The 26,647-nt window shown below is 71.3% G+C and carries 25 protein-coding genes and 1 pseudogene; 17 read left to right on the forward strand and 9 right to left on the reverse strand.

Annotated features, from left to right (window positions below):
• The first annotated feature begins 111 nt into the window (after positions 1–111).
• Positions 112–1,878, forward strand: a complete 1,767-nt coding sequence (gene lysS / locus ACZ5Y0_RS28550) for a lysine--tRNA ligase (protein WP_469131562.1) — start codon at positions 112–114, stop codon at positions 1,876–1,878.
• Positions 1,879–1,953: 75 nt separating this feature from the next.
• Here the strand turns inward: lysS and ACZ5Y0_RS28555 are convergent, their stop codons facing one another.
• The 3 genes from ACZ5Y0_RS28555 to ACZ5Y0_RS28565 all read right to left on the reverse strand — a co-directional run bounded on the left by ACZ5Y0_RS28555 (position 1,954) and on the right by ACZ5Y0_RS28565 (position 5,258).
• Positions 1,954–3,312: a DUF2637 domain-containing protein gene (locus ACZ5Y0_RS28555; RefSeq protein WP_469131563.1), complete on the reverse strand. Its 1,359-nt coding sequence runs from the start codon at positions 3,310–3,312 to the stop codon at positions 1,954–1,956.
• Between the two features lie 76 nt (positions 3,313–3,388).
• Positions 3,389–4,345, reverse strand: a complete 957-nt coding sequence (locus tag ACZ5Y0_RS28560) for a DUF3558 domain-containing protein (protein WP_469131564.1) — start codon at positions 4,343–4,345, stop codon at positions 3,389–3,391.
• A gap of 118 nt (positions 4,346–4,463) precedes the next feature.
• Entirely contained in the window at positions 4,464–5,258 is a 795-nt protein-coding gene (locus ACZ5Y0_RS28565; RefSeq protein ID WP_469131565.1) for a DUF3558 domain-containing protein, read from the reverse strand.
• Positions 5,259–5,461: 203 nt separating this feature from the next.
• Between ACZ5Y0_RS28565 and ACZ5Y0_RS28570 the strand changes: the two genes are divergently transcribed.
• On the forward strand, positions 5,462–6,655 hold the full coding sequence (locus ACZ5Y0_RS28570) for an RtcB family protein (RefSeq protein ID WP_469131566.1): 1,194 nt from the start codon (positions 5,462–5,464) through the stop codon (positions 6,653–6,655).
• Between the two features lie 161 nt (positions 6,656–6,816).
• Here ACZ5Y0_RS28570 and ACZ5Y0_RS28575 read toward each other — a convergent pair whose 3' ends face one another.
• On the reverse strand, positions 6,817–7,593 hold the full coding sequence (locus ACZ5Y0_RS28575; RefSeq protein WP_469131567.1) for an SDR family NAD(P)-dependent oxidoreductase: 777 nt from the start codon (positions 7,591–7,593) through the stop codon (positions 6,817–6,819).
• A 91-nt stretch (positions 7,594–7,684) separates the two neighbouring features.
• Complete coding sequence (locus tag ACZ5Y0_RS28580; RefSeq protein WP_469131568.1) at positions 7,685–8,020, reverse strand: YnfA family protein; 336 nt, start codon at positions 8,018–8,020, stop codon at positions 7,685–7,687.
• A 117-nt stretch (positions 8,021–8,137) separates the two neighbouring features.
• On the opposite strand from ACZ5Y0_RS28580, the gene ACZ5Y0_RS28585 reads away from it, so the two are divergent.
• Genes ACZ5Y0_RS28585 through ACZ5Y0_RS28595 form a run of 3 tightly spaced genes read left to right on the forward strand, consistent with a single transcriptional unit; the run spans position 8,138 to position 10,418 of the window.
• Positions 8,138–8,611, forward strand: a complete 474-nt coding sequence (locus ACZ5Y0_RS28585; protein ID WP_469131569.1) for a MarR family winged helix-turn-helix transcriptional regulator — start codon at positions 8,138–8,140, stop codon at positions 8,609–8,611.
• A gap of 2 nt (positions 8,612–8,613) precedes the next feature.
• On the forward strand, positions 8,614–9,675 hold the full coding sequence (locus ACZ5Y0_RS28590) for a permease (RefSeq protein ID WP_469131570.1): 1,062 nt from the start codon (positions 8,614–8,616) through the stop codon (positions 9,673–9,675).
• Entirely contained in the window at positions 9,672–10,418 is a 747-nt protein-coding gene (locus tag ACZ5Y0_RS28595) for a TIGR03943 family putative permease subunit (protein ID WP_469131571.1), read from the forward strand. Before ACZ5Y0_RS28590 ends, ACZ5Y0_RS28595 begins: the two co-directional genes overlap by 4 nt.
• A 185-nt stretch (positions 10,419–10,603) precedes the next feature.
• On the opposite strand, the pseudogene ACZ5Y0_RS28600 reads toward ACZ5Y0_RS28595, so the two are convergent.
• A pseudogene (locus ACZ5Y0_RS28600) lies at positions 10,604–11,386 on the reverse strand (DUF6597 domain-containing transcriptional factor); the annotation flags it as partial.
• 141 nt (positions 11,387–11,527) lie between these two features.
• Between ACZ5Y0_RS28600 and ACZ5Y0_RS28605 the strand changes: the two are divergent.
• The 4 genes from ACZ5Y0_RS28605 (at position 11,528) to ACZ5Y0_RS28620 (ending at position 15,549) form a co-directional block, all read left to right on the forward strand.
• The gene (locus tag ACZ5Y0_RS28605) at positions 11,528–12,646 is read left to right on the forward strand and encodes an LLM class flavin-dependent oxidoreductase (protein WP_469131572.1); all 1,119 of its coding nucleotides are present in this window, start codon (positions 11,528–11,530) and stop codon (positions 12,644–12,646) included.
• Complete coding sequence (locus tag ACZ5Y0_RS28610) at positions 12,643–13,236, forward strand: FMN reductase (RefSeq protein ID WP_469131573.1); 594 nt, start codon at positions 12,643–12,645, stop codon at positions 13,234–13,236. The genes ACZ5Y0_RS28605 and ACZ5Y0_RS28610 overlap by 4 nt, the downstream gene beginning before the upstream one ends.
• 122 nt (positions 13,237–13,358) lie before the next feature.
• A complete protein-coding gene (locus ACZ5Y0_RS28615; protein WP_469131574.1) occupies positions 13,359–14,120 on the forward strand; it encodes a response regulator transcription factor in 762 nt (253 codons plus the stop codon).
• Between the two features lie 10 nt (positions 14,121–14,130).
• Complete coding sequence (locus ACZ5Y0_RS28620) at positions 14,131–15,549, forward strand: HAMP domain-containing sensor histidine kinase (protein WP_469131575.1); 1,419 nt, start codon at positions 14,131–14,133, stop codon at positions 15,547–15,549.
• Positions 15,550–15,748: 199 nt separating this feature from the next.
• Here the strand turns inward: ACZ5Y0_RS28620 and ACZ5Y0_RS28625 are convergent, their stop codons facing one another.
• Both ACZ5Y0_RS28625 and ACZ5Y0_RS28630 read right to left on the reverse strand, forming a co-directional pair.
• Complete coding sequence (locus ACZ5Y0_RS28625; RefSeq protein WP_469131576.1) at positions 15,749–16,192, reverse strand: hypothetical protein; 444 nt, start codon at positions 16,190–16,192, stop codon at positions 15,749–15,751.
• 486 nt (positions 16,193–16,678) lie between these two features.
• The gene (locus tag ACZ5Y0_RS28630; protein WP_469131577.1) at positions 16,679–17,332 is read right to left on the reverse strand and encodes a hypothetical protein; all 654 of its coding nucleotides are present in this window, start codon (positions 17,330–17,332) and stop codon (positions 16,679–16,681) included.
• A gap of 324 nt (positions 17,333–17,656) precedes the next feature.
• Between ACZ5Y0_RS28630 and hemL the strand changes: the two genes are divergently transcribed.
• From hemL to ACZ5Y0_RS28670, 8 genes are all read left to right on the forward strand, one after another.
• The gene (gene hemL, locus ACZ5Y0_RS28635; protein WP_469131578.1) at positions 17,657–18,973 is read left to right on the forward strand and encodes a glutamate-1-semialdehyde 2,1-aminomutase; all 1,317 of its coding nucleotides are present in this window, start codon (positions 17,657–17,659) and stop codon (positions 18,971–18,973) included.
• A 62-nt stretch (positions 18,974–19,035) separates the two neighbouring features.
• On the forward strand, positions 19,036–19,683 hold the full coding sequence (locus ACZ5Y0_RS28640) for a histidine phosphatase family protein (protein ID WP_469131651.1): 648 nt from the start codon (positions 19,036–19,038) through the stop codon (positions 19,681–19,683).
• Between the two features lie 193 nt (positions 19,684–19,876).
• The gene (locus tag ACZ5Y0_RS28645) at positions 19,877–21,181 is read left to right on the forward strand and encodes a polysaccharide deacetylase family protein (RefSeq protein ID WP_469131579.1); all 1,305 of its coding nucleotides are present in this window, start codon (positions 19,877–19,879) and stop codon (positions 21,179–21,181) included.
• Positions 21,182–21,247: 66 nt separating this feature from the next.
• Positions 21,248–21,838: a TlpA family protein disulfide reductase gene (locus ACZ5Y0_RS28650; RefSeq protein ID WP_469131580.1), complete on the forward strand. Its 591-nt coding sequence runs from the start codon at positions 21,248–21,250 to the stop codon at positions 21,836–21,838.
• 1 nt (position 21,839) lies between these two features.
• A complete protein-coding gene (locus ACZ5Y0_RS28655; protein WP_469131581.1) occupies positions 21,840–22,610 on the forward strand; it encodes a cytochrome c biogenesis CcdA family protein in 771 nt (256 codons plus the stop codon).
• Between the two features lie 3 nt (positions 22,611–22,613).
• Positions 22,614–24,320 carry a cytochrome c biogenesis protein ResB gene (resB, locus tag ACZ5Y0_RS28660; protein WP_469131582.1) on the forward strand — a complete coding sequence of 569 codons (1,707 nt, stop codon included), beginning with the start codon at positions 22,614–22,616 and terminating at the stop codon, positions 24,318–24,320.
• A 32-nt stretch (positions 24,321–24,352) separates the two neighbouring features.
• Positions 24,353–25,465, forward strand: coding sequence for a c-type cytochrome biogenesis protein CcsB (gene ccsB / locus ACZ5Y0_RS28665; RefSeq protein ID WP_469131652.1), 1,113 nt, complete (start codon positions 24,353–24,355; stop codon positions 25,463–25,465).
• 80 nt (positions 25,466–25,545) lie between these two features.
• The gene (locus ACZ5Y0_RS28670; protein ID WP_469131583.1) at positions 25,546–25,950 is read left to right on the forward strand and encodes an SRPBCC family protein; all 405 of its coding nucleotides are present in this window, start codon (positions 25,546–25,548) and stop codon (positions 25,948–25,950) included.
• Between the two features lie 170 nt (positions 25,951–26,120).
• Here the strand turns inward: ACZ5Y0_RS28670 and ACZ5Y0_RS28675 are convergent, their stop codons facing one another.
• Positions 26,121–26,588, reverse strand: coding sequence for a nucleoside deaminase (locus tag ACZ5Y0_RS28675; protein ID WP_469131584.1), 468 nt, complete (start codon positions 26,586–26,588; stop codon positions 26,121–26,123).
• Positions 26,589–26,647 lie beyond the last annotated feature (59 nt).

Genomic DNA, 26,647 nt, shown 5'->3' on the forward strand with positions numbered 1-26,647 from the left:
AGTACTGCGGGAACCCGAGTATCCCACGCGGTGAAAAGCGGTTTTCGCGGATGCGGCCCGGCCTGGGACAATGGACGGACTTCACACCTTCAAGCCTTCACACAAGAGGACGTGCCGATCGTGGCTCAGAGCACCGAGACCACCGACTGGGTCTCCCGTTTCGCGGATGAGGTCATCGAGGAGTCGGAGCGTCGGGCCGGGGGCGAAGCGACATCACCCGCGACCGCCCCACCGGTCGTCGTCGCGTCCGGCCTCTCCCCTTCCGGCCCCATCCACCTCGGGAACCTCCGCGAGGTGATGACGCCGCACCTCGTCGCCGACGAGATCCGCCGGCGCGGGTACCAGGTCCGCCACCTGATCTCCTGGGACGACTACGACCGCTACCGCAAGGTGCCGGCCGGCGTCCCCGGCGTCGACGAGTCCTGGGCCGAGCACATCGGCAAGCCGCTGACCTCCGTGCCCGCCCCGAAGGGCTCCGCCCACCCGAACTGGGCCGAGCACTTCAAGTCGGCCATGATCGAGTCGCTGGCGGAGCTGGGCGTCGAGTTCGACGGCATCAGCCAGACCGAGCAGTACACCTCCGGCGTCTACCGCGAGCAGATTCTGCACGCCATGCGGCACCGCGGCGACATCGACGCGATCCTCGACCAGTACCGCACCAAGAAGGCCCCGGCGAAGAAGCAGCAGCAGAAGCCGCTCGACGAGGCCGAGCTGGAGGCCGCCGAGGGCTCCGGCGCCGCCGCCGAGGACGACGGCAGCTCCGGCGCCGCCGGGTACTTCCCGTACAAGCCGTACTGCGGCAACTGCGAGAAGGACCTCACCACCGTCACCGCCTACGACGACGACAGCACCGAGCTGACGTACGTCTGCGACGCCTGCGGCTTCTCCGAGACCGTCCGGCTCAACGAGTTCAACCGCGGCAAGCTGGTCTGGAAGGTCGACTGGCCCATGCGGTGGGCGTACGAGGGCGTCGTCTTCGAGCCCAGCGGTGTCGACCACTCCTCGCCCGGTTCGTCCTTCCAGGTCGGCGGTCAGATCGTCGGCATCTTCGGCGGCAAGCAGCCGATCGGCCCCATGTACGCGTTCGTCGGAATCAGCGGCATGGCCAAGATGTCCTCCTCCAAGGGCGGCGTGCCGACCCCCGCCGACGCCCTGAGGATCATGGAACCGCAGCTTCTGCGCTGGCTGTACGCCCGCCGTCGCCCCAACCAGTCCTTCAAGATCGCCTTCGACCAGGAGATCCAGCGGCTCTACGACGAGTGGGACAAGCTCGACGCCAAGGTGGCCGACGGGTCCGCCCTGCCCGCCGACGTCGCCGCCCATTCCCGCGCGGTCCGCACCGCCGGCGGCGAACTGCCCCGCACCCCCCGGCCACTGCCGTACCGCACCCTCGCCTCCGTCGCCGACATCACCGCCGGACACCAGGACCAGGCGCTGCGCATCCTCAGCGAGCTGGACCCGGACAACCCGCTCGGCTCCCTCGACGAGGCACGGCCCCGCTACGACAGGGCCGAGGCCTGGATCAACACGCACGTCCCCGCCGACCAGCGGACCATCGTGCGCGACGAGCCCGACGCCGAACTGCTGAAGTCGCTCGACGAAGCCTCCCAGCAGTCACTACGGCTCCTGCTCGACGGCCTCGCCGACCACTGGTCGCTCGACGGGCTCACCCACCTCGTGTACGGCGTCCCCAAGGTGCAGGCCGGATTCTCCCCGGACGCCACGCCCAAGGAGCTGCCGCCGGAGATCAAGACCGCCCAGCGGACCTTCTTCGCGCTGCTGTACCACCTGCTCGTCGGCCGCGACACCGGACCGCGACTGCCCACGCTGCTGCTGGCGGTGGGACAGGAGAGGGTGCGGGCCCTGCTCGGGCAGTAGCCCGTCCCGGACGAGTGAGGGGGCGCCGGTGATCGCCGGGCGCCCCCTTCTCGTGTCCTGACCGTCAGGCGACGGTCACGCGATGTGGTCCTCTTCCAGTTCCGTGCCGTGACGCATCTGGAAGCGCTCGGCGAGGGCCTTCAGAGCGCTCGGGCTCAGCGTGGTGCCGTACGTGGCCTGGATGTTGTCACCCAGCACGCGGGGCGTCGGGTAGCTGCCGTCTATCGACTGACGGAAGACCTGGTAGTACGCCTCCTCGTCCGGCTCCGGGGAGCCGCCGCCCTCGCCCAGTTCACGGGTGCGGCCGGGGGCCACGGGGATGGGGAAGCTGCCCGTCTCCTCCGGGGAGGGGTCCTGGGCGGGCGGCTCCTGCTGGTACTGCTGCTGGTACTGCTCCGCCTGGAGCTGCTCCTCGTACCAGTGCTCGTACTGTTCCTGCGGGTCGTAGGTCGGGTCGTAGCCGCCCTGGTAGGCGATCTCGTGGGGCGGGGGCTGGAACCAGGGGCTCTGTTCCGGCTCGGGTTCGCCCGCCGGGTGCTCCGCCGCCGTGCCGGGGGACCGCAGGGCGCGCTGCCCGCTGTGGGGTGCCGCTTCCTGCGGGACGGTCGCCGCTCCGGCGGCACCATCACCGGTGGCCGCGGCGGCAGCGGCGGCCGTGGGCGGCTCGGGCGCCGCGTCGATCGCCACGGCCGACGGCTGCTGCCGGGTCTGTAGTTCCTGCCTCGTCGGCGGCAGCAGGGCCGGTTCTATGCCCGCCGCCGCCAGGCCCGCGGGGGCGGTCTCGGCCAGGGGGACGCCGTAGCGGGCCAGCCGCAGGGGCATCAGGGATTCCACCGGGGCCTTGCGGCGCCAGGCTCGGCCGAAGCGGGAACGCAGGCGGGCCTGGTAGACGAGACGTTCCTGCTCCAGCTTGATGACCTGCTCGTAGGAGCGCAGCTCCCACAGTTTCATCCGGCGCCAGAGGAGGAACGTCGGCACCGGGGAGAGCAGCCAGCGGGTGAGCCGGACACCCTCCATGTGCTTGTCGGCCGTGATGTCGGCGATCCGGCCGATCGCGTGCCGGGCCGCCTCGACGGACACCACGAACAGGACCGGGATCACCGCGTGCATGCCGACGCCCAGCGGATCCGGCCAGGCGGCGGCGCCGTTGAAGGCGATCGTCGACGCCGTCAGCAGCCACGCCGTCTGCCGGAGCAGCGGGAAGGGGATGCGGATCCACGTCAGCAGCAGGTCGAGGGCCAGCAGAACACAGATGCCCGCGTCGATGCCGATCGGGAACACGTACGCGAAGTCCCCGAAGCCCTTCTGGAGAGCCAGCTCACGGACGGCCGCGTAGGAACCGGCGAAACCGATTCCGGCGATGATCACGGCGCCGGCCACGACCACACCGATCAGAATGCGATGCGTCCGGGTCAGCTGTATTGGCGCGGCCACCCGTACTCCCCTCCCCTTGCGTGTCGTTGCGCGCAACAGGGTGGCACATGTGTGCGGTTCACGTGTTGCCGGTACGTCAGCTCTTCTTGGCGGCCGCCGCGGCCGATGCGGAGGCCGACGGCGGGGCCGAAGCGGACGCCGAAGCGGACGGCGTCTTCGACGGGGTCTTCGAAGGGCTCTTGGACGGGGTCTTCGACGGGGTCCCCGACGGGGCCGAGGACGCGGAACTCCCGCTACCGCCCTCCCCGTTGGCCGCCTCGACCGCCGCCACCGTCTCCTTCGCCGCCAGCTCCGCCGACTTCACCAGCGCGGCCGCGTCCGGCGTCTTGTCACCGGCCAGACCCGCCCCGTTGTAGTCCACGGTGACGACGACGTTCTCCACCCGCGAGACGACCGTCTGCTGCTTGAAGGCGCCTTCCGACTTCTTCAGGTCGTAGCGCACGGTCGTCGCCTGGTCCCCCGTCCCGGCAAGCGTCTGCGACTTCGTGTTCCTGGCACCCGTCGTCGCCGTCGCACCCTGGACCTGCTTGGTGTAGTACTCCTGCGCCTGCTGCTCCCCGCTGCTCGCCGCGTCCGTCTCGAACCGGACCAGGGAGACGTTCAACCAGCGGAACTGGGAGCCCTTCACACCGTTGTTGTCCAGGCTGGACCAGGAGCAGGAGGCCCGTGCCGCGACATCGCTCGACGTGCCCTCCTTGCCCTTGGCGGGGGCCTTCGGCACCAGCGAGGTCAGTGTCTTCTTCGACAGCACGCCGCACGCCTCGGGCAGCGTCTTGTACGCCGCGGCCTGCACGGTCGGCTCGGCGCTCCGGGAGATGCCGGCGGACGCACCGCCGTCCTTCTGCGCGGCGGCGGACTCGTCACCGGAGCCGGAGCCGGAGTCGGAGGAGCAGCCCGCGGCGATCAGCATCACGGGGACCGCGGCCGCCGCGGCCAGGAGGCGGTTCAGCCCTCCGGCCCGCAGCACTCGCCGGTCTCGCTGGGCACGCTGGTCGTCTCGCTGGGCTCGTCGCTGCATGGTTCCTTCACTCATGACGCTCGTGGTTCCTGCGGTCGGATCGGGTCCGGGAGGCCACGGTACGCGGTGAAGATGCTGTGCGTTTCCGCTTCCGGGGCATCGGGCGTGCGGGGCGGATCGGCCCGAAGTGGCCTCAGCCGCCGAGGGAGTCGGCGATCTGCGCGGCCAGATTCCGTGCCCTGTCCTGCATTTCCTTGCTGTCCGGGACGATGCCGAGGGACGTCGCCTGCTCCTCGTACTCGATGCTCACGATGACGTTCGACGTGCGGAACACCACAGTCACCGTGCGCTGTTTCGCCGTCGAACCGGAGCTGGCGAGCACGTCGTCGATGAAGGCCTCGTCCCCGAGATCGTCGAGGAGACGGGGCTGGAGGTCGGCCGACGCGGAGGCGGAGGCGGAGGCGGAGGCGGAGGCAGAGGCGGACGCCGAAGCGGACGCGGACGAGGAGGGTGTCGCCGTCGGGCCGGACGGCGTGGGCGCGGGGAGGCCGGCCGCCGTCACCTTCCCGGCGAACAACGTCTCCGCCTGGCTGTCGTCGCTCACCGCGTTGTCGTACGAGACCACGCGCTCGAAGTCGACGCCGAGGTGGTCGATGGCGTCCGTGGAGTCCACCTTCCAGCGGCAGCCGGCCTTGCGGTCCGTGTCGAAGGTCAGCGTCGCCCGGCCCTCGTAGGCGGTCTCGCGCTGGGCCTCGTCGGCGATCTGGAGGATGCCCGGCAGAAGCGAGTCGAGGGTGCTGCGGCCGACCGCTCCGCAGGCCTCCGGCAGGGCGTCGTAGCGGCCCGGCTGGGCGGCGGCGGTCACCGTCCCGGCGTCACCCGGGTGTGAGTTGTCCGTCGGGTCGCCGTCGTCCGCACTGCTCGTGCAGCCGACCAGCAGCGCCGCGAGGAGTGCGGCGACGCCGGAAACGTACGCCTTCCGCTGCACGGTCGGCTCCTCTCGACGGTCACATCGTGGATGGCGGGTCCAGTGTCCCCGCTGGTTAATCGCTTGCCGGACGGGGGCCGCCCCGGCAGACAATGTGTATCGCACGCACCACCGTGGATGCCGGTCCGTCGTCTCAATTGCCGACCTTGGCACCGTTTTTGCGATGTGTGACTTATGTTGCTTTTCGGGGGAATGAGGACGATATGTCGTACGTGGAGATGCCGGGCGCCAAGGTCCCGATCCGGATGTGGACCGACCCCGCGACGGTCGAGGACGGCGCGCTCCAGCAGCTGCGCAACGTCGCCACCCTGCCGTGGATCAAGGGCCTGGCCGTCATGCCGGACGTCCACTACGGCAAGGGGGCGACCGTCGGTTCGGTCATCGCGATGCAGGGCGCGGTGTGCCCGGCGGCGGTGGGGGTCGACATCGGCTGCGGGATGTCCGCGGTCAGGACGTCCCTGACGGCGAACGACCTGCCGGGAGACCTGTCCCGGCTGCGGTCGAAGATCGAGCAGGCGATTCCGGTGGGGCGGGGGATGCATGACAGTCCCGTCGAGCCGGGGCGGCTCCACGGGCTGGCGACCGGGGGATGGGACGACTTCTGGGGGCGGTTCGGGGGGATCGCCGATTCGGTCAAGTTCCGTCAGGAGCGTGCCACCAAGCAGATGGGGACGCTCGGCGGCGGAAACCACTTTGTCGAGGTGTGCACGAACACGACCGGTTCGGTCTGGCTGATGCTCCACTCCGGCTCCCGGAACATCGGCAAGGAACTCGCCGAGTTCCACATCGGTGTGGCGCAGAAGCTCCCGCACAACCAGGGCCTGATCGACCGCGACCTCGCCGTCTTCGTGGCGGACACCCCGCAGATGGCGGCGTACCGCAACGACCTCTTCTGGGCCCAGGAGTACGCGAAGTACAACCGCACGATCATGATGGCGCTGCTGAAGGACGTGATCCGCCGGGAGTTCAAGAAGGCGAAGCCCGCCTTCGAGACGGAGATCAGCGCGCACCACAACTACGTGGCCGAGGAGCGGTACGACGGGATGGACCTGCTCGTGACCCGGAAGGGCGCGATCCGGGCCGGTTCCGGTGAGTACGGGATCATCCCCGGTTCCATGGGCACGGGTTCCTACATCGTGAAGGGTCTCGGGAACGAGAAGGCCTTCAACTCGGCTTCCCACGGCGCGGGTCGACGGATGAGCCGGACTGCGGCGAAGCGCCGGTTCTCGACGCGGGACCTGGAGGAGCAGACGCGGGGCGTGGAGTGCCGTAAGGACTCCGGCGTCGTGGACGAGATTCCGGGTGCCTACAAGCCGATCGAGCAGGTCATCGACCAGCAGCGGGACCTGGTGGAGGTCGTGGCGAAGCTGAAGCAGGTCGTCTGCGTGAAGGGCTGAGCCCTGCCGGGCGGCCGGCGCGCACGGGAGCGAGGGGGACCGGGCCGAAGGGCTGCGCACGGGGGGGCGAGGGGTTCGGGCCAGGTGGCTCGGACCCCTTCGCACGTGTCAGGCCGGCCGCCTCTCAGCGGCGTCACCGCGCACGGGCTGTCCGTGCGGTCTCACAACTCCCGGTGAACCTTGGTGTTGGAGGCCTGGGCGCGCGGGCGAAGGACCAGCAGGTCGACGTTGACGTGGCTGGGGCGGGTCACGGCCCAGGTGATCGTCTCGGCGACGTCGTCGGCGGTGAGGGGCTCGGCCACGCCTTCGTAGACCTTGGCGGCCCGGTCCTCGTCGCCGCCGAAGCGGGTCAGGGCGAACTCGTCGGTCCGGACCATGCCGGGGGCGATCTCGATGACGCGGACGGGCTGTCCGACGATCTCCAGGCGCAGGGTCTCGGCGAGGACGTGGGCGCCGTGCTTGGCGGCGACGTAGCCCCCGCCGCCCTCGTAGGTGCCGTGGCCCGCGGTGGAGGAGACGACCACGACCGTGCCGTCGCCGCTCGCGACGAGCTTGGGAAGCAGGGCCTGGGTGAGGTTGAGGGTGCCGATGACGTTCGTCTCGTACATGGTGCGCCAGTCGGCGGGGTCGCCGGTGGCGACCGGGTCGGCGCCGAGCGCCCCGCCCGCGTTGTTGACGAGGACGCCGATGGTCCGGAACGCCGTCGCGAACTCGTCGACGGCGGCGCGGTCGGTGACGTCCAGCGGGTACGCCGTCGCGGAGCCGCCCGCCTCGGTGATCTCCTCGGCGAGCGCCTCGACCCGGTCCTTGCGGCGGGCGGTGAGGACGACGCGGTAGCCGGCCGCGGCGAGCTGCCGGGCGGTGGCGGCGCCGATACCGCTGCTCGCACCCGTGACGACGGCGATGCGGGAGGCGGCGGACGGGGCGGCGGTGGCCATGGGAGCTGCTCCTCGGTTCCTCGAACGGGATGAAGGCGAGCGGGACGAGAGGTCGAGAGCCCGCCCGGCCAGGATAGGCGGGTCAGGGCGCTCACTGCCCGCGCGGTGCCCACATGATCACGGCCATGCCGACCAGACAGATCAGGGCGCCGGTGATGTCCCAGCGGTCTGGACGGAAGCCGTCGGCGATCACGCCCCAGGCCAGTGAACCGGCGACGAAGACACCGCCGTACGCGGCGAGGACGCGGCCGAAGTTCGCGTCCGGCTGGAGGGTGGCGACGAATCCGTAGGCGCCGAGGGCCATGACGCCGGCCCCGACGAACAGCCGGCCGCGGTGCTCCCGGACGCCCTGCCAGACGAGCCAGGCGCCGCCGATCTCGAGGAGCGCGGCGACGGCGAAGAGGGCGGCGGAGCGCAGCACGAGCATGGCAGCAGCTTCGCACAGGGCCCTGTCGCCCCATGGGCGGCGGCCGCGCTGTCGGCCGGCCGGGCTGCGGGCACGTCGTACGATCTGCGGACGGCGCTACGAAGGGGTGTGCGGGCGATGTCCGGGAACGTGCGGTCGCGGTTGCTCGAGGAGCTGTCCGTTGTCTCCCGCCGGTACGTCGCGGCGTTCGCGCTGTTCAATCAGGCCGTCGCCGACCGGCTGGGGCTGCACCCGACCGACCTACAGTGTCTGAACCTGCTGTCGCTGGAGCGGGAGCCGGTGACGGCGGGCCGGGTCGCCGAGCTGACGGGGCTGACCACGGGGTCGGCGACGCGGCTGGTGGACCGGCTGGAGAAGGCGGGATACGTCGTGCGCGAGCGGGACGCGGCCGACCGGCGGCGGGTGCTGGTGGCGACGGTACCGGAGCGGATCGCGGAGTTCGGGCGGACCTGGGAACGGCTGGGCGGCGACTGGAGCCCTCTTTTCGGGGATCTGGACGATGCGGAACTGGCGGTGATCGTGCGGCACATGAGGCGGACGGTGGAGTTCAGCGGGGAGCAGGTCGTGCGGCTGCGGGGAGGGCTGGTCTAGGCATGCGGGCGGTCGAGGGCCCGCATGCGCACACGCATGCGGGTAGGCACACGGAGGACGACGCCCACATATCGGCCGGACGGACGCCGGAGGGGGGCGCCGGGCGTGCGCTGCCGCGGAACTGGCCGCTGCTGTTGGTCGGTGCCGCCGTGCTGCCGGGCGCGGTGCTGGTGCTCGTGGGACGGTCGCTGGACGAGCCGGCGGTGCAGGCGTGGCGGACGGTGTGTCTCGCGGTGACCGTGCAGGCGCTGCCGTTCCTGCTGCTGGGTACGGCGCTGTCGGGGGCCATCAACGCGTTCGTGCCGGCGAGTGTGTTCAACCGGCTGCTGCCGAAGCGGGCCGCGTTCGCGGTGCCGGTCGCGGGGGCGGCGGGGGTGGTGCTGCCGGGCTGTGAGTGCGCGTCGGTGCCGGTGGCGAACAGTCTGATCGGGCGGGGCGTCGATCCGGCCGCCGCGTTCGCGTTCCTGCTGTCGGCGCCCGCCGTGAACCCGGTCGTGCTGACCGCCACGGCGATCGCGTTTCCCGGCAGTCCGGAGATGGTGCTGGCCCGGCTGGTGGCCTCACTGGTCACGGCGGCGGTCATGGGCTGGCTGTGGCTCTGGCGGGGGCGCGAGGAGTGGCTGAAGCCGGCGGTGCGGCGGACCGGGCACCGGCCGGGGCACAGCCGCTGGACGGAGTTCCGGCGCGGTTTCCAGCACGACTTCCTGCACGCGGGCGGTTTCCTGGTGGTGGGCGCGATGGCGGCGGCGACCTTCAACGTGGCCGTGCCGCGCTCGGTGGTGGAGACCTTCTCCGGCTCCCCGTGGCTGTCGGTGCTGTTCCTGGCGGTGCTGGCGATCGTGCTGGCGGTGTGTTCGGAGGCCGACGCGTTCGTCGCGGCCTCGCTCAGCGGGTTCTCGCCGACGGCCCGGCTGACGTTCATGGTGGTCGGCCCGATGGTCGACCTGAAGCTGATCGCCCTCCAGGCGGGCACCTTCGGGCGCGCCTTCGCGGTCCGGTTCTCCAGCGCCACGGCCGTCGTCGCCTGCGTGTGCAGCGTGGTCGTGGGAGGGGTGCTGCTGTGAAGCGGTTCGTGCAGGTGGGGCTGTTGGTGCTGAGCGGTCTCGGGCTGTTGCGGGCCTCCCTGTTCACGGAGGCGTACCTGAGGTACGTCAAGGAGGGCATGCGGCCGCTGCTGATCGCGTCGGGCGTGCTGCTGATCCTGCTGGGGGCGGCGGAGACGTGGTCGGCCCGGCGGCCGTCGGAGCGGCCCGAGGAGGACGGCGACGGTCACGATCACGGTCACTCGGGTGTGCCGCGCGTGGCCTGGCTGTTGTTCCTGCCCGCGCTGAGTCTGCTGTTCTACGCCCCGCCCGCGCTCGGCTCGTACACCGCCTCGCGGGAGGCGCCCAAGGCCGTCGCGGTCGTCGACGAGGACGGCTTCGATCCGCTGCCCGCGACCTCGCCGCTGCCGATCACGCTGACCGACTTCACCCAGCGGGTGCAGCAGGACAAGGAGCGGGCCATCCAGGGGCGCACGGTGCGGATGACCGGGTTCGTCACGCCGGCGGACGGTGGCGGGGGCTGGTATCTGACGCGGATCATGCTGTCGTGCTGTGCGGCGGACGCGCAGTCCGTGAAGGTACGGGTGTACGGCGTCGCGGCGCCGAAGGCCGACACCTGGGTCACGGTGACGGGGACCTGGCACGCACAGGGCACGCTGGGTACGTCGTCGGCGGCGGTCGCGCTGGACGGCCGCACCGTGGGGAAGATCGAGCGGCCGGTGAACGGCTACACGGACGCGTTGCCGGTGCCGCTCGGCTCGTAGGGCTTCTGGGTGGCTGGGCGTCGTTCGCCCGTGCGGGCCGGTTGCGGCTGGTCGCGCGGTTCCCCGTACCCCTCGGCAGGTGGGGGCGGGGGTGTCGTGCGCGGGTGCGGGTGGGGTGCCGGACGCGCAGTCGCTCGCGCCCCTTGGCGGGTGGGCGGCCGGTCCCGTCGGTTCGCGCGGTCCTGGCGTGGCGCGTACGCCGTTGGTGGTACTCCTACCGTCGCCTTGAAGTCGCGTACCAGGTGGGCCTGGTCCGCGTAGCCGAGGTCGGCCGCCAGGGCGGACCAGTCGAGGGCGGTGGAGGTCTCCGCCCGCTCCAGGGCCTCGTGGATGCGGTAGCGGAGGATCACCCACTTCGGGCCGACGCCCACGTAGGCGGCGAAGAGGCGTTGCAGGTGGCGTACCGACACTCCTTCCGCGCTCGCGAGGTCCGTGACACGGCGGATGGTGCGGTCGGTGCGGATGCGGTCGGCGAGGGCCATGGCCTGGTCGGCCTGGGGGTCGGGGCGGGGGTCCAGGGCGAGGAGGTGGGCGTCGAGGGCGGCGACGCGGGCGTCCTCGTCGGCGGGGGAGAGGACGGGCGCCGGGTCGGTGCCGGGGAGACGGACGCGGCGGCCGGTCCACTCGGACACGAGGTGGCCGGGCGCGAAGGGGCGGAAGCCGCCGGGGCGGAACTGCACCCCGCACACCCGGCCCCGGCCGGTCAGCCTCTGGGTGAAGAGACCGAGGCCGATGCCGGAGATCTCGGCGAAGGGGGCCTCGTCCTCGAAGTGCTGGAAGACGAGGTTGACCGAGGGGTGCGGGACGACGTGGGAGGCGTACGGCTGGTCCAGGTCCCAGTCGATCAGCCAGTAGTGCTCCAGGTAGGGGCGGAGCGGCGGCGCCGGTTCACGGCGCCGGAAGCGGACGCGGGCGAAGAGTTCCGCGGCGTCGACGATGCCTCGGGTGTCACGGCGTGGGGCGGCCATGTGGGGATCGTAGGGCGGGGCACTGACATCCGGCGGCGACGGCGGAGTCGGCGGAGTCGGCGGAGTCGGCGGAATACGCGGAGGCGGGTCACTGTTGGGCGGTATAGTTGAACGATAAACAACTTTGGAGGGTGAGCGACCATGCAGTTCGGGATCTTCACGGTCGGCGATGTGACGCCGGACCCCACCACGGGGCGTACGCCGACCGAGCGCGAGCGGATCAAGGCCATGGTCGCCATCGCGCTGAAGGCCGAGGAGGTCGGCCTGGACGTCTTCGCCACGGGTGAGCACCACAACCCGCCGTTCGTGCCGTCGTCCCCCACGACGATGCTCGGCTACATCGCCGCGCGGACCGAGAAGCTGATCCTGTCCACCTCGACCACGCTGATCACCACGAACGACCCGGTGAAGATCGCCGAGGATTTCGCGATGCTCCAGCACCTGGCCGACGGGCGCGTCGACCTGATGATGGGCCGCGGCAACACCGGTCCGGTCTACCCCTGGTTCGGGCAGGACATCCGCGAGGGCATCAACCTCGCCATCGAGAACTACAACCTGGTGCACCGGCTGTGGCGCGAGGACGTCGTGAACTGGGAGGGCAAGTTCCGCACCCCGCTCCAGGGTTTCACCTCGACGCCCCGGCCGCTGGACGGTGTGGCGCCGTTCGTCTGGCACGGCTCCATCCGCTCGCCCGAGATCGCCGAGCAGGCCGCGTTCTACGGCGACGGCTTCTTCCACAACAACATCTTCTGGCCGGCCGACCACACCAGGCGGATGGTCGAGCTGTACCGGGCCCGCTACGCCCACTACGGGCACGGCACGCCGGAGCAGGCGATCGTCGGCCTCGGCGGCCAGGTGTTCATGCGGAAGAACTCGCAGGACGCGGTGCGCGAGTTCCGGCCGTACTTCGACAACGCGCCGGTCTACGGGCACGGGCCGTCCCTGGAGGACTTCACCGACCAGACCCCGCTGACCGTCGGTTCGCCGCAGCAGGTGATCGAGAAGACGCTGTCGTTCCGCGAGTACGCCGGTGACTACCAGCGTCAGTTGTTCCTGATGGACCACGCGGGACTCCCGCTGAAGACCGTGCTGGAGCAGCTCGACATGCTCGGCGAGGAGGTCGTGCCCGTGCTGCGCGAGGAGTTCGCCAAGGGCCGCCCGGCCGACGTGCCGGACGCGCCGACCCACCAGTCCCTGCTGGCCCGCAAGACGGCCGGCGTGAACGACGCCGCCGCTCCGGGGAAGGAGAACGTCGCATGAAGCTCGTCGTCGTCTCGGCGGGACTGAGCGTCCCGTCGTCCACCCGCCTGCTGGCCGACCGGCTGGCGGCGGCCACCACCGAGCGCACCCCGGCGGAGGTGCGGGTCGTCGAGCTGCGCGACCTCGCCGTGGAGATCGCCCACAACCTCACCAGCGGGTTCCCGGGCCGCGAGCTGGCCGCCGCGCTGGACGCGGCCACGGCAGCGGACGGACTGATCGTGGTCACGCCGGTGTTCTCGGCGTCGTACAGCGGGCTGTTCAAGTCGTTCTTCGACGTACTCGACAAGGACGCGCTGGCGGGGAAGCCCGTGCTGGTCGCGGCCACCGGCGGCACGGCCCGGCACTCCCTGGTGCTGGAGCACGCGCTGCGGCCGCTGTTCGCCTACCTGCGGGCCGTCGTCGTCCCGACCGGTGTCTACGCCGCCTCCGAGGACTGGGGCGCGGAGGGTCTGCCCGAGCGGATCGAGCGGGCAGCCGGGGAGCTGGCCGCTCTGATGACCGGCCTGGCGGCGGCACGGCCGGCCGTGAGGGACGAGTTCGCGGTGGTGCCGTTCGCCGAGCAGCTCGCGGCGCTGCGGCCGGCGGGCTGAGAGGGGCGGGGCGCCGCGGCCGGCGGGCTGAGTCGGCGGGGGCGGGTGAGAGGCACGTAAGAAGGGCGCGCGGTGAGCCTCTCGCCACGCCGTGGGCCCGTGAGGGCTGGGAGACTGGGCGCGTGCCTCAGAAGCTGCTGCTCGCCGAAGACGACCGCGCCATCCGTCACGCCCTGGAGCGCGCGCTGACCCTGGAGGGCTACCAGGTCACCGCGGTCGCCGACGGCGTCGAGGCCCTGGCGCACGCCCACAAGTCGCCGCCGGACGTCCTCGTCCTCGACGTGATGATGCCCGGCATCGACGGCCTCCAGGTCTGCCGGGTGCTGCGCGCCGAGGGCGACCGCACCCCGATCCTGATGCTGACGGCGCTCGTGGAGACCGCCGACCGGATCGCGGGCCTGGACGCGGGCGCCGACGACTACGTCGTCAAGCCCTTCGACGTCGAGGAGGTGTTCGCCCGGCTGCGCGCGCTGCTGCGCCGCACCGGTCCCGGCGCGCCCGCCGACGCGCCGAAGGGCGCCGCGGTGACGGACGCCGCGGTGACGGACGCCCCCAGGGGCGACGCGCCGAGAGCGGCAGCCGCCCGCCTCCTGGAGGTGGCCGGTCTGCGCATGGACCCGCAGGCGCGGCGGGCCTGGCGCGGGGAGCGCGAGCTGGAACTGACCCGCACCGAGTTCGAGCTGCTGGAACTACTGGTGCGCAACGCCGGCATCGTCCTCGACCACGCCACGATCTACGACCGTATCTGGGGCTACGACTTCGGCCCCGGCTCCAAGAACCTCGCCGTCTACGTCGGCTATCTCCGCCGCAAGCTCGACGGGCCCGGCGCGCCGCAGCTGATCCACACCGTGCGGGGCGTGGGTTACGTGCTGCGGGAAGACTGAGGCGCACCCCGTGTCCGGCCGCGTACGGCGGTGGGTGTCCCGGCGGCGCCCGAAACTCGGCTCGCTGCGCACCACCTTCGCGGTGTCCTTCGCGGCGGTGACCGCGGTCGTCACCGTCCTCGTCGGCGTCCTGTCGTACAACGCCGCCGCCCGTCTGGTGCGGGTGGACCAGGAGTCCGTCTTCGACGAGGTCGTGCAGGACCTGCGCGACGAGGTGCGCGACCGGGCGATGGACCCCGCCGACTTCTCCTCCGCCGCGCCGGGCCACGACATCGTGCGCCCGGCCCGCACCGACGTCCAGGTGCTGGCGGCGGACGGGACCGTCTTCGACCGCGGGAATCCGGGGCTGCCCGTCAAGGACGCCGACCGGGAGATCGCCGCGGCGGCGGGCGCGGGCACGATCGTCGAGCACAAGGACGTCGACGTCGGCGACGACGTCTACCGGGTCGCCACCGTCGCGCTGGGCGGCGGCCGGGGCGCGGTGCAGATCGCGCAGGAGTTCAGCGACACCGAGGACCTGCTGCGGGCGCTCCAGCAGCGCACGCTGATCCTCATGGCCGCGGTCGTGACGGCGGCCGGGCTGTTCGGCTGGTGGCTGGCCCGGCGCATCACCCACCCCCTGGTCATCCTCACCGCCGCCGCCGAGGACGTCGCCCGCACCCGTCGGCTCGACGTCCAGGTCCCCGTCACCGGCTACGACGAGGTGGGACGCCTCGGACGCGCCTTCGACCGCATGCTGGGGCGCCTCGCCCAGTCGGAGGAGGACCAGCGCCGGCTCGTCCAGGACGCCGGGCACGAGCTGCGTACGCCGCTGACCTCGCTGCGGACCAACATCTCGCTGCTGCGCCGCATCGACGAGCTGCCGCCCCGCACACGGGACGAACTCGTCGCCGATCTCGGCCAGGAGGCCCGTGAGCTGACCGATCTGGTGAACGAACTGGTGGATCTCGCCGCCGGGCAGTCGGACACCGAGCCGCCGCAGCGGATCGACCTCGCCGACCTGGCCGAGGACGTGGCGGGGCTCGCGCGGCGCCGTACCGGTCGGCGGATCGTGGTCCGTGCGAGCGGCGACACCACCAGCGACGGGCGGCCCGCCATGCTCCAGCGGGCGCTGTCCAACCTCGTGGAGAACGCGGCGAAGTTCGATCGCCAGGGGCTCGAGCCCATCGAGATCAACGTGACCGGCCCGGCCCGGCCCGGCACCGTGCGCGTCGAGGTCCTCGACCGCGGTCCCGGCATCACCGAGACCGACCTCACCCGCGTGTTCGACCGCTTCTACCGCGCCGCGGACGCCCGCTCCCTGCCGGGCTCGGGGCTCGGTCTCTCGATCGTGCGGGAGGTCGCGCTGGCGCACGGGGGAGCGGCGTTCGCCTTCCGGCGTGCGGGCGGTGGCGCGGTGATCGGGTTCACGGTGGGCGGGGCGGAGTGAGGGCCGCGGGCGGGCGTCGGGACCGGGCGCTACGCGGGGCCGTGCGCAGGGCACGTGGACGTCGTACCGCCGGGGGACCGGGCGGCGTGGGAGGGGGCACGTGTCCGTGCGGGACGTGGCCGAGGTGGCACGGGCGGTGGCGCTGACCGTGCTGCGGACGGTCGGGACGCGGTACGTCGGTCCCGGCGCCGTCGTGGGCTTACCCGATGGGCCAGTGGGTGATGCTCACGGCCTGCCCGCAGTCGGTGGTGTCGGTCGTGCCCCGGCACACTCTGACGGTGCCGGTGGTGGTGTACGTGTAGCTCTTGGTGGCGGTGAAGCCGACGGAGCCCGCGCCGCAGATCTCGGCCTGTTTGGTGTACGGCAGGACGACGAAGTCGTGGGCGAATCGGGTCCAGACCGAGTAGCACCCGGTGCCGGTGTTGGTGAGGGTGCCGTCGAGGACCAGCTTGCCGCTCTGGAGCCACCGTTCGCCGGCCGCCGAGGCGGTGGAGTGGGAGGCGGACCAGGGGACGGTGGCGGCGGCGGTCGTGTCGGCCGCGGTGCTCGCGGAGGCCGGGGTGGCGCCGGAGAGGGCGAGGGCGGCGGCGGTGGCGAGTGCCGCGGTCGTGGTGATCGCTCGGGTACGCGTACGCAGGGACATCGGTGGACTTCCTTCGTCGGTGGAGGTTGTTCCGGATGGTGTCCGTGTGGGCGACGGTGCGTCCTGCCGCCAAACGGGATCATCGTGCCCATGACACACGAGGAGCCACCAGGACGGTTCCGGACATACCTCCGAAGCGATGACGAGAACGCGACCACCGACGGCCCGGTGGAGCGGGCAGGCCGTGACCGGCGGCCCGGCTCCGGTCGGCCCGGTGGTCGGGGGCCGTGACGGGCGGTCCGGTGGACGGGCCCGTGACCGGTGGTCCGGTGAGCGGGGGCTGTGACGGGCGGCCAGCGCCGTGACCGGCCGCACCGACCTCACCGAGGACAGCGCCCCGCTGGTCGGAGCGGCCCTCGACGCCCCGCTCCGGCGCTACGGCGCGGGTGACACGTTCGTCGGCGGGCCCTGCGGCGTGGACAGCCCCCGTCCGCAGCGCGAGAGGCGGGACGCACAGGTCCCGCCCGCCTCACCCCGGAATCCCGCTCAGGGCCACACCAGGCAATAGGGCTGATGCCCCGCCTCGTGCAACCGGTGGCTGAAGTCCTGCCACTCGTGCAGCAGTTGGTACACGTTGAACGCGTCCCGCGGGCCGCCCCGGTCCGGGACCGTGGACCAGATGAAGGCGGCCGCGCCCACCGCTTCCTCGCCGATGTCGCGGAGGGGGTCGACGACCGTCATGGGGAGTTTCACGACGGCGTAGTCGGGATGGAGGACGACCAGTTCCAGCGGGGGCACCTTGTGCAGGGGGACGCCCTCGATGCCGGTGAGGACCATCGCGGCCATCGTCTCCGGCTTGATCTTGGTGAACATGCCGTTCATGCCGAGTTCGTCGCCGCCGAGTTCCTCGGGGCGCATCGAGATCGGGACCCGGGCCGCGGTAGCGCCGTCCGGTGCGCCGAAGTACTTGTACGTCACCCCCACCCGACCACCATTCCCGCTCCCGGCCCGGAGCCGGTCGACCGTACGGTCGAGCCGCTCGGACTCACTCGGTTCATCGGGCACGCCGGGGACCCCAGGGGCGCCCTGCGCCCGACGTGCTCCGTCGGCTTCCTCCGCGTCGCGCCGGTGCCTTCCCCGCCGGGCACGTCGAGGACCCCGGTCATCAGTCCCCTCGCCCAGTCCGCCACCGCGATGCATATCTCCACCCGACTGCTTTTCTAGGACGCGCAGGCTCCGCCGCGCAACCCGATCATCGTGTCAGTGACCTCCCCCACGGCCGCACGCCGAAACGTGCGGTGAAACACCTGTCCGCAGGATCTTCGCAGCCCCTCGACTCGCTGTCGGTGTGAGCTACGTCTATCAGGCTCAGTCCGTTTCAGTTTCGCAGATGACAAAGGTTCCGGTAGCGGCCCGCCCGGTCCGTGCGGGCACGGCACAGGCCCCGCTGCCCTCGGGCGCCCTGGCCTACCCTGAGGAGGTCACTGGCAACCGGAGTCCGAGAAGTCGGAGAAGTCGCAGGTCATGAGCGAACTGCCCTATTCATACGAAGCGCCTGCCTCACAGGCACTGTTCGACCGTGCGGCCGTCGTCACGCCGGGCGGCGTGAATTCCCCGGTACGCGCCTTCCGCGCCGTCGGCGGCACGCCCCGGTTCATGGTGAGCGGCACCGGCCCGTACCTGACGGACGCGGACGGGCGGGAGTACGTCGACCTCGTCTGTTCCTGGGGCCCCATGATCCTCGGGCACTCGCACCCCGAGGTGATCGCCGCCGTCCAGGACGCGGTCTCGCGGGGTACGTCGTTCGGGACGCCCGGTGAGGGCGAGGTCACGCTCGCCGAGGAGATCGTCGCCCGGGTCGAGCCCGTCGAGCAGGTGCGGCTGGTCTCCAGCGGGACCGAGGCCACGATGTCCGCCATCCGGCTCGCCCGCGGATTCACCCGGCGGTCCAAGGTGATCAAGTTCGCCGGCTGCTACCACGGCCACGTCGACTCGCTGCTCGCGGCCGCCGGCTCCGGCGTCGCCACCTTCGCGCTGCCCGACACGCCCGGCGTCACGGGCGCCCAGGCCGGCGACACCATCGTCCTGCCGTACAACGACCTGGAGGCCGTGCAGGAGGCCTTCCACCGGCACCCCGGTGAGATCGCCTGCGTCATCACCGAGGCGTCACCGGGCAACATGGGCGTCGTACCGCCGCTCCCCGGCTTCAACCAGGGGCTCAAGGACGCCTGCCAGAACAACGGCGCCCTCTACATCTCCGACGAGGTGATGACCGGGTTCCGGACCAGCCGGGCGGGATGGTTCGGGATCGACGGGGTCAAGCCGGACCTGATGACCTTCGGCAAGGTCATGGGCGGCGGCTTCCCGGCCGCGGCCTTCGGTGGCCGTGCCGACGTGATGGCGCACCTCGCGCCCGCCGGACCCGTCTACCAGGCCGGCACCCTCTCCGGGAACCCGGTCGCCACCGCCGCCGGTCTCGCCCAGCTCCGGCTCCTCGACGACGCCGCGTACGCGAGGATCAACGCCGTGTCCGAGCAGATCCAGACGCTGGTGTCGGAGGCGCTGACGAAGGAGAGCGTCGCGCACACGCTCCAGAGCGCCTCGAACATGTTCTCCGTCTTCTTCACGGACCGGCCCGTCCGCAACTACGAGGACGCCAAGGCGCAGGAGTCGTTCCGCTTCACCGCCTTCTTCCACTCGCTGCTGGCGAACGGCGTCTACCTGCCGCCCTCGTCCTACGAGTCCTGGTTCGTGTCCACGGCCCACGACGAACGGGCCGTCCAGCGCATCGCCGACGCCCTTCCGGCGGCGGCCCGAGCGGCTGCGGAGGCCAGCGCGTGAGCACCGAGAACACCACCGGTAACCACACCGGCAACAGCAAGGACCTCACCGTCGTCCACCTGATGCGGCACGGCGAGGTCGCCAACCCGGACGGCATCCTCTACGGCCGTCTCGCCGGCTACCACCTCTCCGACCTGGGCCGGCGGATGGCCGACAGGGTCGCCGAGCACCTCGCCTCCCGTGACGTGACGTACGTCTGCGCCTCCCCGTTGGAGCGGGCGCAGGAGACCGCCACCCCGATCGCCAAGGCGCACGGGCTCGACATCGGCACCGACGCGCGGCTCATCGAGGCGGGCAACGTCTTCCAGGGCAAGACCTTCGGCGTCGGCGACGGGGCGTTGCGCCGGCCGGAGAACTGGCGGCACGTCTACAACCCGTTCAAGCCGTCCTGGGGCGAGCCGTACGTCGACCAGGTGGTGCGCATGATGGGCGCGCTGGACGCGGCGAAGGACAGGGCCCGCGGACACGAGGCGGTGCTCGTCAGCCACCAGCTGCCGATCTGGATCGTCCGGTCCTACGTCGAGCGGCGGCGGCTCTGGCACGACCCGCGCAAGCGGCAGTGCACGCTCGCCTCGCTGACGTCGTTCACGTATCAGGGCGACACGATCGTGTCCGTCGGATACTCCGAGCCCGCCCGCGACCTGGTGCCGCCCCACCTGCTGGCCGGCGCCAAGCCCGTTAAGGGGAAGGGCAAGGCCTTCGGGGCGTGAGCCCTGGCCCCTCCGGGGCGTGAGCCGTGATCCTCGGGAGCGAGCCGTGATCCCTGCGGGCACGAGCCGATCTCCTCGGGGCCTGCCCTGATCTCTCCGGGCTGTTACGGAATACGCACAAACGATCGGAACCTCCCCGTTCGACGCGTCCTCTTGGTGGGTGACACCAGAGCACGCGACGAACGGGGATGCCATGCGCACTCTCACCCGCAGGGGAGCACTCGGACTGGGCGCAGGGGCCGCGGCCGCCGCCGGACTCGCCGGCTGCGGCAGCTTCACGCCGTCGGACGGCCCGAGCGACGGCAGCGGTCCCGGCGGGGCGGGGAAGGGCGGTTCGGGCTCCCCGAAGCCGACGGCCACCGTCCGTCCGATCGGTGACGGCTCCACCTCCTTCACGGGGAAGCAGCCGCACCAGCCGGCCAAGCCCGAGCCGCTGGAGCCGGGTCAGGAGCCGCCGCAGTTCGTCGTCTTCTCCTGGGACGGCGCGGGCGAGGTCGGAAACGGACTGTTCCCGCGTTTCCTGGACCTCGCCAAGGAGCACGGCGCGGCGATGACCTTCTTCCTCTCCGGGATCTACCTCCTGCCCGAGTCGAAGAAGCGGCTCTACGACCCGCCCAACAACCCCCGCGGTGCTTCCGACATCGGCTACCTCACCGACGACCACGTCAAGGCGACCCTGGTCAACGTGCGCCGCGCCTGGCTGGAGGGGCACGAGATCGGTACCCACTTCAACGGGCATTTCTGCGCCGGTTCCGGGTCCGTCGGCAACTGGACCGCCCGTCAGTGGCGCGACGAGATCGACCAGGCCAAGTCGTTCGTGAAGGAGTGGCGCACCAACAGTGGGTGGACCGACCTGCCCGCGCTCCCCTTCGACTACGACAAGGAACTCGTCGGCGGCCGTACGCCCTGCCTCCTCGGCCAGGACAACCTGCTGCCCACCGCCCGCTCGCTCGGGTGGCGCTACGACGCTTCCTCGCCGGGCGGCCGCCAGGTCTGGCCCGACAAGAAGCAGGGCATATGGAACCTGCCGTTGCAGCAGATACCGTTCCCCGGACGCGGTTTCGAGGTCCTGTCGATGGACTACAACATGCTCGCCAACCAGTCGGTCAACTCGACCAAGGCGCCCAGCCACAACTACCCGGGCTGGCGGCAGCAGTCGGCGCAGGCGTACATACAGGGATTCAAGCGGGCATTCGAGACCAATCGGGCACCCTTCTTCGTCGGCAACCACTTCGAGCAGTGGAACGGCGGCATCTACATGGACGCCGTGGAGGAGGCGTTCAAGCACATCGCGCGCGAGAAGGAGAAGGGCGCGGACGTACGCCTGGTCTCCTTCCGGCAGTTCGTGGACTGGATCGACGTACAGAAGCCGGAGGTGCTCGCCAAGCTGCGCACGCTGGACGTCGGCCAGCAGCCGGCCGGCGGCTGGAAGGAGTTCCTCGCGGCGGCGCCGAAGACCGGCGCCGGCACCCCGACGGGCTCCGGATCCGCCGCCTGAAATGCGGGTTTCTCCCCGTAAGGGGGGTGCGCAAGATCCCCGGAACGGGCATGCGAAACTTTTCACATGAGTGCCGCCAGCCGCACCCCTCTGTCTCTCGCCGTCGCAGCCGCCACGGCGCTGCTGTTGTCCGCGTGCACCTCCGGAGGCACCTCCGGCGGGGGCGGTGACACCAACTTCGTCATGGGCAAGAACGGGATCTCGACCGTCGAGAAGGGCGAGCGCACGGCCGCTCCCGACCTGTCCGGCAAGACCATCGACGGCAAGCGGCTCGACGTCGCCTCCTACAAGGGCAAGATCGTCGTCGTGAACGTGTGGGGTTCCTGGTGCGCGCCCTGCCGTGCCGAGGCGCCCAACTTCCAGAAGGTCTCCACCGACCTGAAGGCCCGGGGCGTGCAGTTCGTCGGCATCAACACCCGCGACAGCAGCACCGCCAACGCCCGCGCCTTCGAGAAGGAGCAGGGCGTCACCTATCCCAGCCTGTACGACCCGACCGGCCGGCTGATGCTCCGCTTCGAGAAGGGCACGCTCAACCCGCAGGCGATCCCCTCCACGCTCGTCCTCGACCGGGACGGGAAGATCGCGGCCCGCTCGCTGGCCGCGCTCAGCGAGGAGAAGCTGCGCGCGATGATCGACCCGGTCCTCGCGGAGAAGTGACGTGAGCACCGTCACGATGCTCGCCGTGGACGGCTACAACGGCACGGTCCTCAACGGCGCCCTGCTCGTCGCCCTGCCCGTCGCGCTGCTCGGCGGACTCGTCTCCTTCTTCTCCCCGTGCGTCCTGCCGCTCGTCCCCGGCTACCTGTCGTACGTCACCGGCGTGGCCGGTACCGACCTGGCCGAGGCCCGGCGGGGCCGCATGGTCGCCGGAGCCTCCCTCTTCGTGGCCGGCTTCACGGCCGTATTCGTCTCCAGCGGGGCCCTGTTCGGCTACTTCGGCGACACGCTCCAGGCCAACAAGGGCGTCCTGTCCAAGGTGCTGGGCGTGCTCATGATCCTCATGGGCGTCTTCTTCATGGGGCTGATGCCCTGGATGACCCAGCGCGAGTTCCGCTTGCACCGGCGGCCGGTGGCCGGGCTCGCCGGTGCCCCGGTGCTCGGCGCGCTGTTCGGCATCGGCTGGACACCGTGCATCGGACCGACCCTGGCGTCCGTGCTGACCCTCTCCTCCCAGCAGGGCAGCGCGGGCCGCGGCGCCCTGCTCACCGTCGCCTACTGCCTCGGCCTCGGTGTCCCCTTCGTGCTCGCCGCGGTCGCCTTCCGCAAGGCGCTCGGCGCCTTCGCCCGGGTCAAGCGGCACTATGTCTGGGTGATGCGGATCGGCGGCTCGATGATGATCGTGACCGGTCTGCTGCTGCTGACCGGCGCCTGGGACCACCTGGTGCAGGATCTTCAGTCCTGGTCCAACGGCTTCACTGTGGGGATCTGATCGATGAGCAAGACCACCGCCGACGAACCCACGAAGGCCACCGCCCCGGAGGACCAGGACCTCGGCGTGGCCGGCTCCCAGTTGTCCACCGCGCCCACGGAGTCGCTCGGAGGCGTCCCGGCCATGGGCGTCCTCGGCTGGGCCCGCTGGTTCTGGCGCCAGCTGACCTCGATGCGGGTCGCCCTGCTGCTGCTCCTGCTGCTGGCGCTCGGCGCCATCCCCGGTTCGCTGATCCCGCAGAGCGGCACCGACGCCACGAAGGTCGCCGACTTCCGTGCGGCGCACGACACGCTCGCGCCGCTCTACGACAAGCTCGGCCTCTTCCACGTGTACAGCTCGGTGTGGTTCTCCGCGATCTACATCCTGCTGTCCGTCTCCCTCATCGGCTGCATCGTGCCCCGCACCTGGCAGTTCGTGGGCCAGCTGCGCGGCCGTCCGCCGGGCGCGCCCAAGCGGCTGACCCGGCTGCCCGCGTACACGACGTGGCGTACCGGGGCCGATCCGGAGCGGGTGCGTGAGGCCGCGCTCGCCCTGCTGAAGAAGCGCCGATTCCGCGCGCACCTCGTCGGTGACGCGGTCGCCGCCGAGAAGGGCTATCTGCGCGAGGTCGGCAACCTCGCCTTCCACGTCGCCCTCATCGTGATGCTGACGGCCTTCGCCTGGGGCCAGCTGTTCAAGATGGAGGGCAACAAGCTGGTCCTGGAGGGCGGCGGCTTCTCCAACACCCTCACCCAGTACGACGACTTCAAGTCGGGCACCCTCTTCGACCCCGACGACCTGGCGCCGTTCAGCTTCACGCTGAAGGACTTCACCGGCACCTACGAGGTCACCGGCCCCAACAAGGGCACTCCGCGCACCTACGAGGCCGCCATCACCTACTCCGAGGGCGCCTACGGCAAGGAGAGGAAGACCACGGTCAAGGTGAACCACCCGCTGGAGATCGGCGACTCGAAGGTCTACCTCACCGCCCACGGGTACGCCCCCGTCGTCACCGTCAGGGACGGCAAGGGCGACGTCGTCTACCACGACGCCGTACCGCTGCTGCCGCTCGACTCCAACGTCACCTCCTCCGGCGTGATCAAGGTGTACGACGGCTACCGCGACGCCAAGGGCGTCAGGGAACAGCTCGCCTTCCAGGCCTTCTTCCTGCCGAGCTACGCCGAGGGCAACGAGGTGTCCTCCGCCTTCCCCGCGCTGCTGAACCCCGTGCTGAACCTGGAGCCGTACCACGGCGACCTCGGTGTCGACTCGGGCATCCCGCAGAGCGTGTACCAGCTCGACAAGCGGAACATGAAGGCGTTCAAGGACTCCAAGGACCTCCAGCTGCGGGACAACCTCGAGCCGGGCGAGACCCTGACCCTCCCGAACGGCGCCGGTTCGATCACCTACGACGGCACCAAGGAATGGGCGAACTTCCAGATCACCCAGCAGCCCGGCAGCGGCTGGGCGCTGGCCGGCGCGTTCGCCGCGATCTTCGGCCTGGCCGCCTCCCTGTTCATCCAGCGCCGCCGGGTGTGGGTGCGCGCGGTGCGGGGCGCCGACGGGGTGACGGTCGTGGAGATGGCCGGCCTCGGCCGCAGCGAGTCCGCGAAGGTGCCCGAGGAACTGGGCGACCTCGCCGGGATCCTCTACGACAGCACCGGGGCCGCCGACCCCGGCGAACCCTCCCCCGACCCTCGAGCCGTACCTGCCGAAGGGGCTGAGAAGTGACTCTCGCCGCCGCACCCGACCTCGCCGACGCGGTGACTCTCGCCGCCGCGACCAACGAGAACCTCGCGAACATCAGCAACACGCTCATCTACTCCGCGATGGCCGTCTACACCCTGGCCTTCTTCGCGTACATCGCCGAATGGATCTTCGGCGGCCGCAGCAAGGTCGGCCGCACCGCCGCCGCGCTCACCGCCCAGGCCCCGGCCGGGAAGGCGGCCCCGGCCGTCACCGTGCGGACGGCCGGCGGCACCGCCGTGCTGGAGCGGCCGAAGGTCGTGGTGCGGGCCGCGGCCGGGGCCCGCGAGGTGCCCGACGGGCCGGGCGCTCACGGCGGGGACGAGCAGGGCGACCTCTACGGCCGTATCGCCATCTCCCTCACGGTCCTCGCGTTCCTGGTGGAGTTCGGCGGTGTGCTCACCCGCGCTCTCTCGGTGCAGCGGGCGCCGTGGGGCAACATGTACGAGTTCAACATCACCTTCTCCACGGTGGCCGTCGGCGTGTACCTCGCGCTGCTGGCGCTGAAGAAGAACGTGCGCTGGCTCGGACTGTTCCTGATCACCTCGGTCCTGCTCGACCTGGGCCTCGCGGTCACCGTCCTGTACACGGCGAGCGACCAGCTGGTCCCCGCCCTGCACTCGTACTGGCTGTACATCCACGTCTCCACCGCGATCTTCTGCGGCGCGGTGTTCTACGTCGGCGCGGTCTCCACGATCCTGTACCTGTTCAAGGACTCCTACGAGAACAAGCTGGCGGGCGGCGGCAGGCCCGGCACGTTCGCCAACTCGGTCCTCGACCGGCTGCCCGCCGCGGCGACCCTCGACAAGTTCGCCTACCGCGTCAACGCGGCCGTCTTCCCGCTGTGGACGTTCACGATCATCGCGGGCGCGATCTGGGCGGGCGACGCCTGGGGCCGCTACTGGGGCTGGGATCCCAAGGAGACCTGGTCCTTCATCACCTGGGTCGCCTACGCCTGCTACCTGCACGCCCGTGCCACCGCGGGCTGGAAGGGCCGCAAGGCCGCCTACCTCGCGCTGGCGGCCTTCGGCTGCTGGCTGTTCAACTACTACGGCGTCAACATCTTCGTCTCGGGCAAGCACTCCTACGCCGACGTCGGACTGGGTGTGCTCCGGTCGGCCGGCCTCTGAGCCCTTCATGACCGGGCCGGGGGCCCGGCCCGGTACGCCGTAGCCGTGCGGAAGCGGGTCCCGGGGGTCACTCTGGTGTCATGACCGGTTCCATCGAACAGGGCTCCAGCCAGACCCACGGGAACACGCACATCCTGCATTTGCTGGTGCGGCTCCCGCGCCCCGCGGAGACGGTCTGGCCGGTCCTGGCCACCGCGGAGGGCCTGTCCGGCTGGTTCGGTGCCGTCGACGTCCTCGAACCCCGGCTGGGCGGGGTGATCGGCTTGCCGGGCCTGGGCGCCGGGCAGGTCACCGCCTGGGACGTGGAGCGGGTCGCCGAGTACACGGTGGCGGCCGGCGGCCGGATCCGCTTCCACCTGGAGCACGACCAGGAGGGCGGCACCGCCGTCCGCTTCACCCACGAGTTCCAGGGCGAGGGCGAGACGGAACTCCGCTGGCGGACTCGATTCGGACGGCTGATCGATCAAATGGAGCGGGGGGCATAGACCCCCTCACGCATCGGCCCGCGTCGGCGGCGCTCCCGTGGCCGGCGTCCGTCCCGCCGGCCACGTGATCCTCCCCGCCGCCCTCGCCCGTCCGGGCCCGGAGTCCGCCCCCGTCGGCCCGCCGCTCCAGCGGGGTCACCGTCCCGCGGCGTATGCGGCGACCCTCGGACTCACTCGCCGATGTCCTCGTTCCACAGAGCCGGGTTCCTCTCGACGAAGTCGCGCATCATCGCGACGCACTCGGGGTCGTCGAGGAGCACGATCTCCACGCCGTGTCCGGCGAGCCAGTCGTGGCCGCCGCGGAAGGTGACCGCCTCGCCGATCACGACACGGGAGATGCCGAACTGGCGGACCAGGCCGGAGCAGTACCAGCACGGCGAGAGGGTCGTGACCATCGTCGTCCCGCGGTACGTCCGCTGCCGTCCCGCCGCACGGAACGCGGCCGTCTCCGCGTGCGTCGAGGGGTCGTCGTCCTGCACGCGCCGGTTGTGGCCGCGGCCGAGGAGCGACCCGTCGGGGCCGTAGAGGGCGGCGCCGATCGGGATGCCGCCCTCGGCGAGACCGGTGCGGGCCTCCTCGACGGCGGTGGCGAGCCAGGCGTGCGCGGTCGCGCCGTCCACGGGGGTCGGCTGGTTCACGATGTCTCCTGGTCCATGGGGGTCACCTCGTCGCAACGTACCCTCCCGGCCGCGCGGAG

The organism is Streptomyces sp. NPDC033216, from assembly GCF_055577115.1.

What these genes read in the sequence shown, in the direction of transcription:
- ACZ5Y0_RS28585 (WP_469131569.1), top strand. Translation starts at nt 8,138, where the DNA reads ATGTCCGGGAACGTGCGGTCGCGGTTGCTCGAGGAGCTGTCCGTTGTC.
- ACZ5Y0_RS28605 (WP_469131572.1), top strand. Translation starts at nt 11,528, where the DNA reads ATGCAGTTCGGGATCTTCACGGTCGGCGATGTGACGCCGGACCCCACC.
- ACZ5Y0_RS28570 (WP_469131566.1), top strand. Translation starts at nt 5,462, where the DNA reads ATGTCGTACGTGGAGATGCCGGGCGCCAAGGTCCCGATCCGGATGTGG.
- ACZ5Y0_RS28645 (WP_469131579.1), top strand. Translation starts at nt 19,877, where the DNA reads ATGCGCACTCTCACCCGCAGGGGAGCACTCGGACTGGGCGCAGGGGCC.
- ACZ5Y0_RS28640 (WP_469131651.1), top strand. Translation starts at nt 19,036, where the DNA reads ATGCGGCACGGCGAGGTCGCCAACCCGGACGGCATCCTCTACGGCCGT.
- ACZ5Y0_RS28630 (WP_469131577.1), bottom strand. Translation starts at nt 17,332, where the DNA reads ATGCATCGCGGTGGCGGACTGGGCGAGGGGACTGATGACCGGGGTCCT.
- ACZ5Y0_RS28625 (WP_469131576.1), bottom strand. Translation starts at nt 16,192, where the DNA reads ATGTCCCTGCGTACGCGTACCCGAGCGATCACCACGACCGCGGCACTC.
- ACZ5Y0_RS28580 (WP_469131568.1), bottom strand. Translation starts at nt 8,020, where the DNA reads ATGCTCGTGCTGCGCTCCGCCGCCCTCTTCGCCGTCGCCGCGCTCCTC.
- ACZ5Y0_RS28670 (WP_469131583.1), top strand. Translation starts at nt 25,546, where the DNA reads ATGACCGGTTCCATCGAACAGGGCTCCAGCCAGACCCACGGGAACACG.
- ACZ5Y0_RS28560 (WP_469131564.1), bottom strand. Translation starts at nt 4,345, where the DNA reads ATGAGTGAAGGAACCATGCAGCGACGAGCCCAGCGAGACGACCAGCGT.
- resB (WP_469131582.1), top strand. Translation starts at nt 22,614, where the DNA reads ATGAGCAAGACCACCGCCGACGAACCCACGAAGGCCACCGCCCCGGAG.
- ACZ5Y0_RS28610 (WP_469131573.1), top strand. Translation starts at nt 12,643, where the DNA reads ATGAAGCTCGTCGTCGTCTCGGCGGGACTGAGCGTCCCGTCGTCCACC.
- ACZ5Y0_RS28590 (WP_469131570.1), top strand. Translation starts at nt 8,614, where the DNA reads ATGCGGGCGGTCGAGGGCCCGCATGCGCACACGCATGCGGGTAGGCAC.
- ACZ5Y0_RS28650 (WP_469131580.1), top strand. Translation starts at nt 21,248, where the DNA reads ATGAGTGCCGCCAGCCGCACCCCTCTGTCTCTCGCCGTCGCAGCCGCC.
- hemL (WP_469131578.1), top strand. Translation starts at nt 17,657, where the DNA reads ATGAGCGAACTGCCCTATTCATACGAAGCGCCTGCCTCACAGGCACTG.
- ACZ5Y0_RS28575 (WP_469131567.1), bottom strand. Translation starts at nt 7,593, where the DNA reads ATGGCCACCGCCGCCCCGTCCGCCGCCTCCCGCATCGCCGTCGTCACG.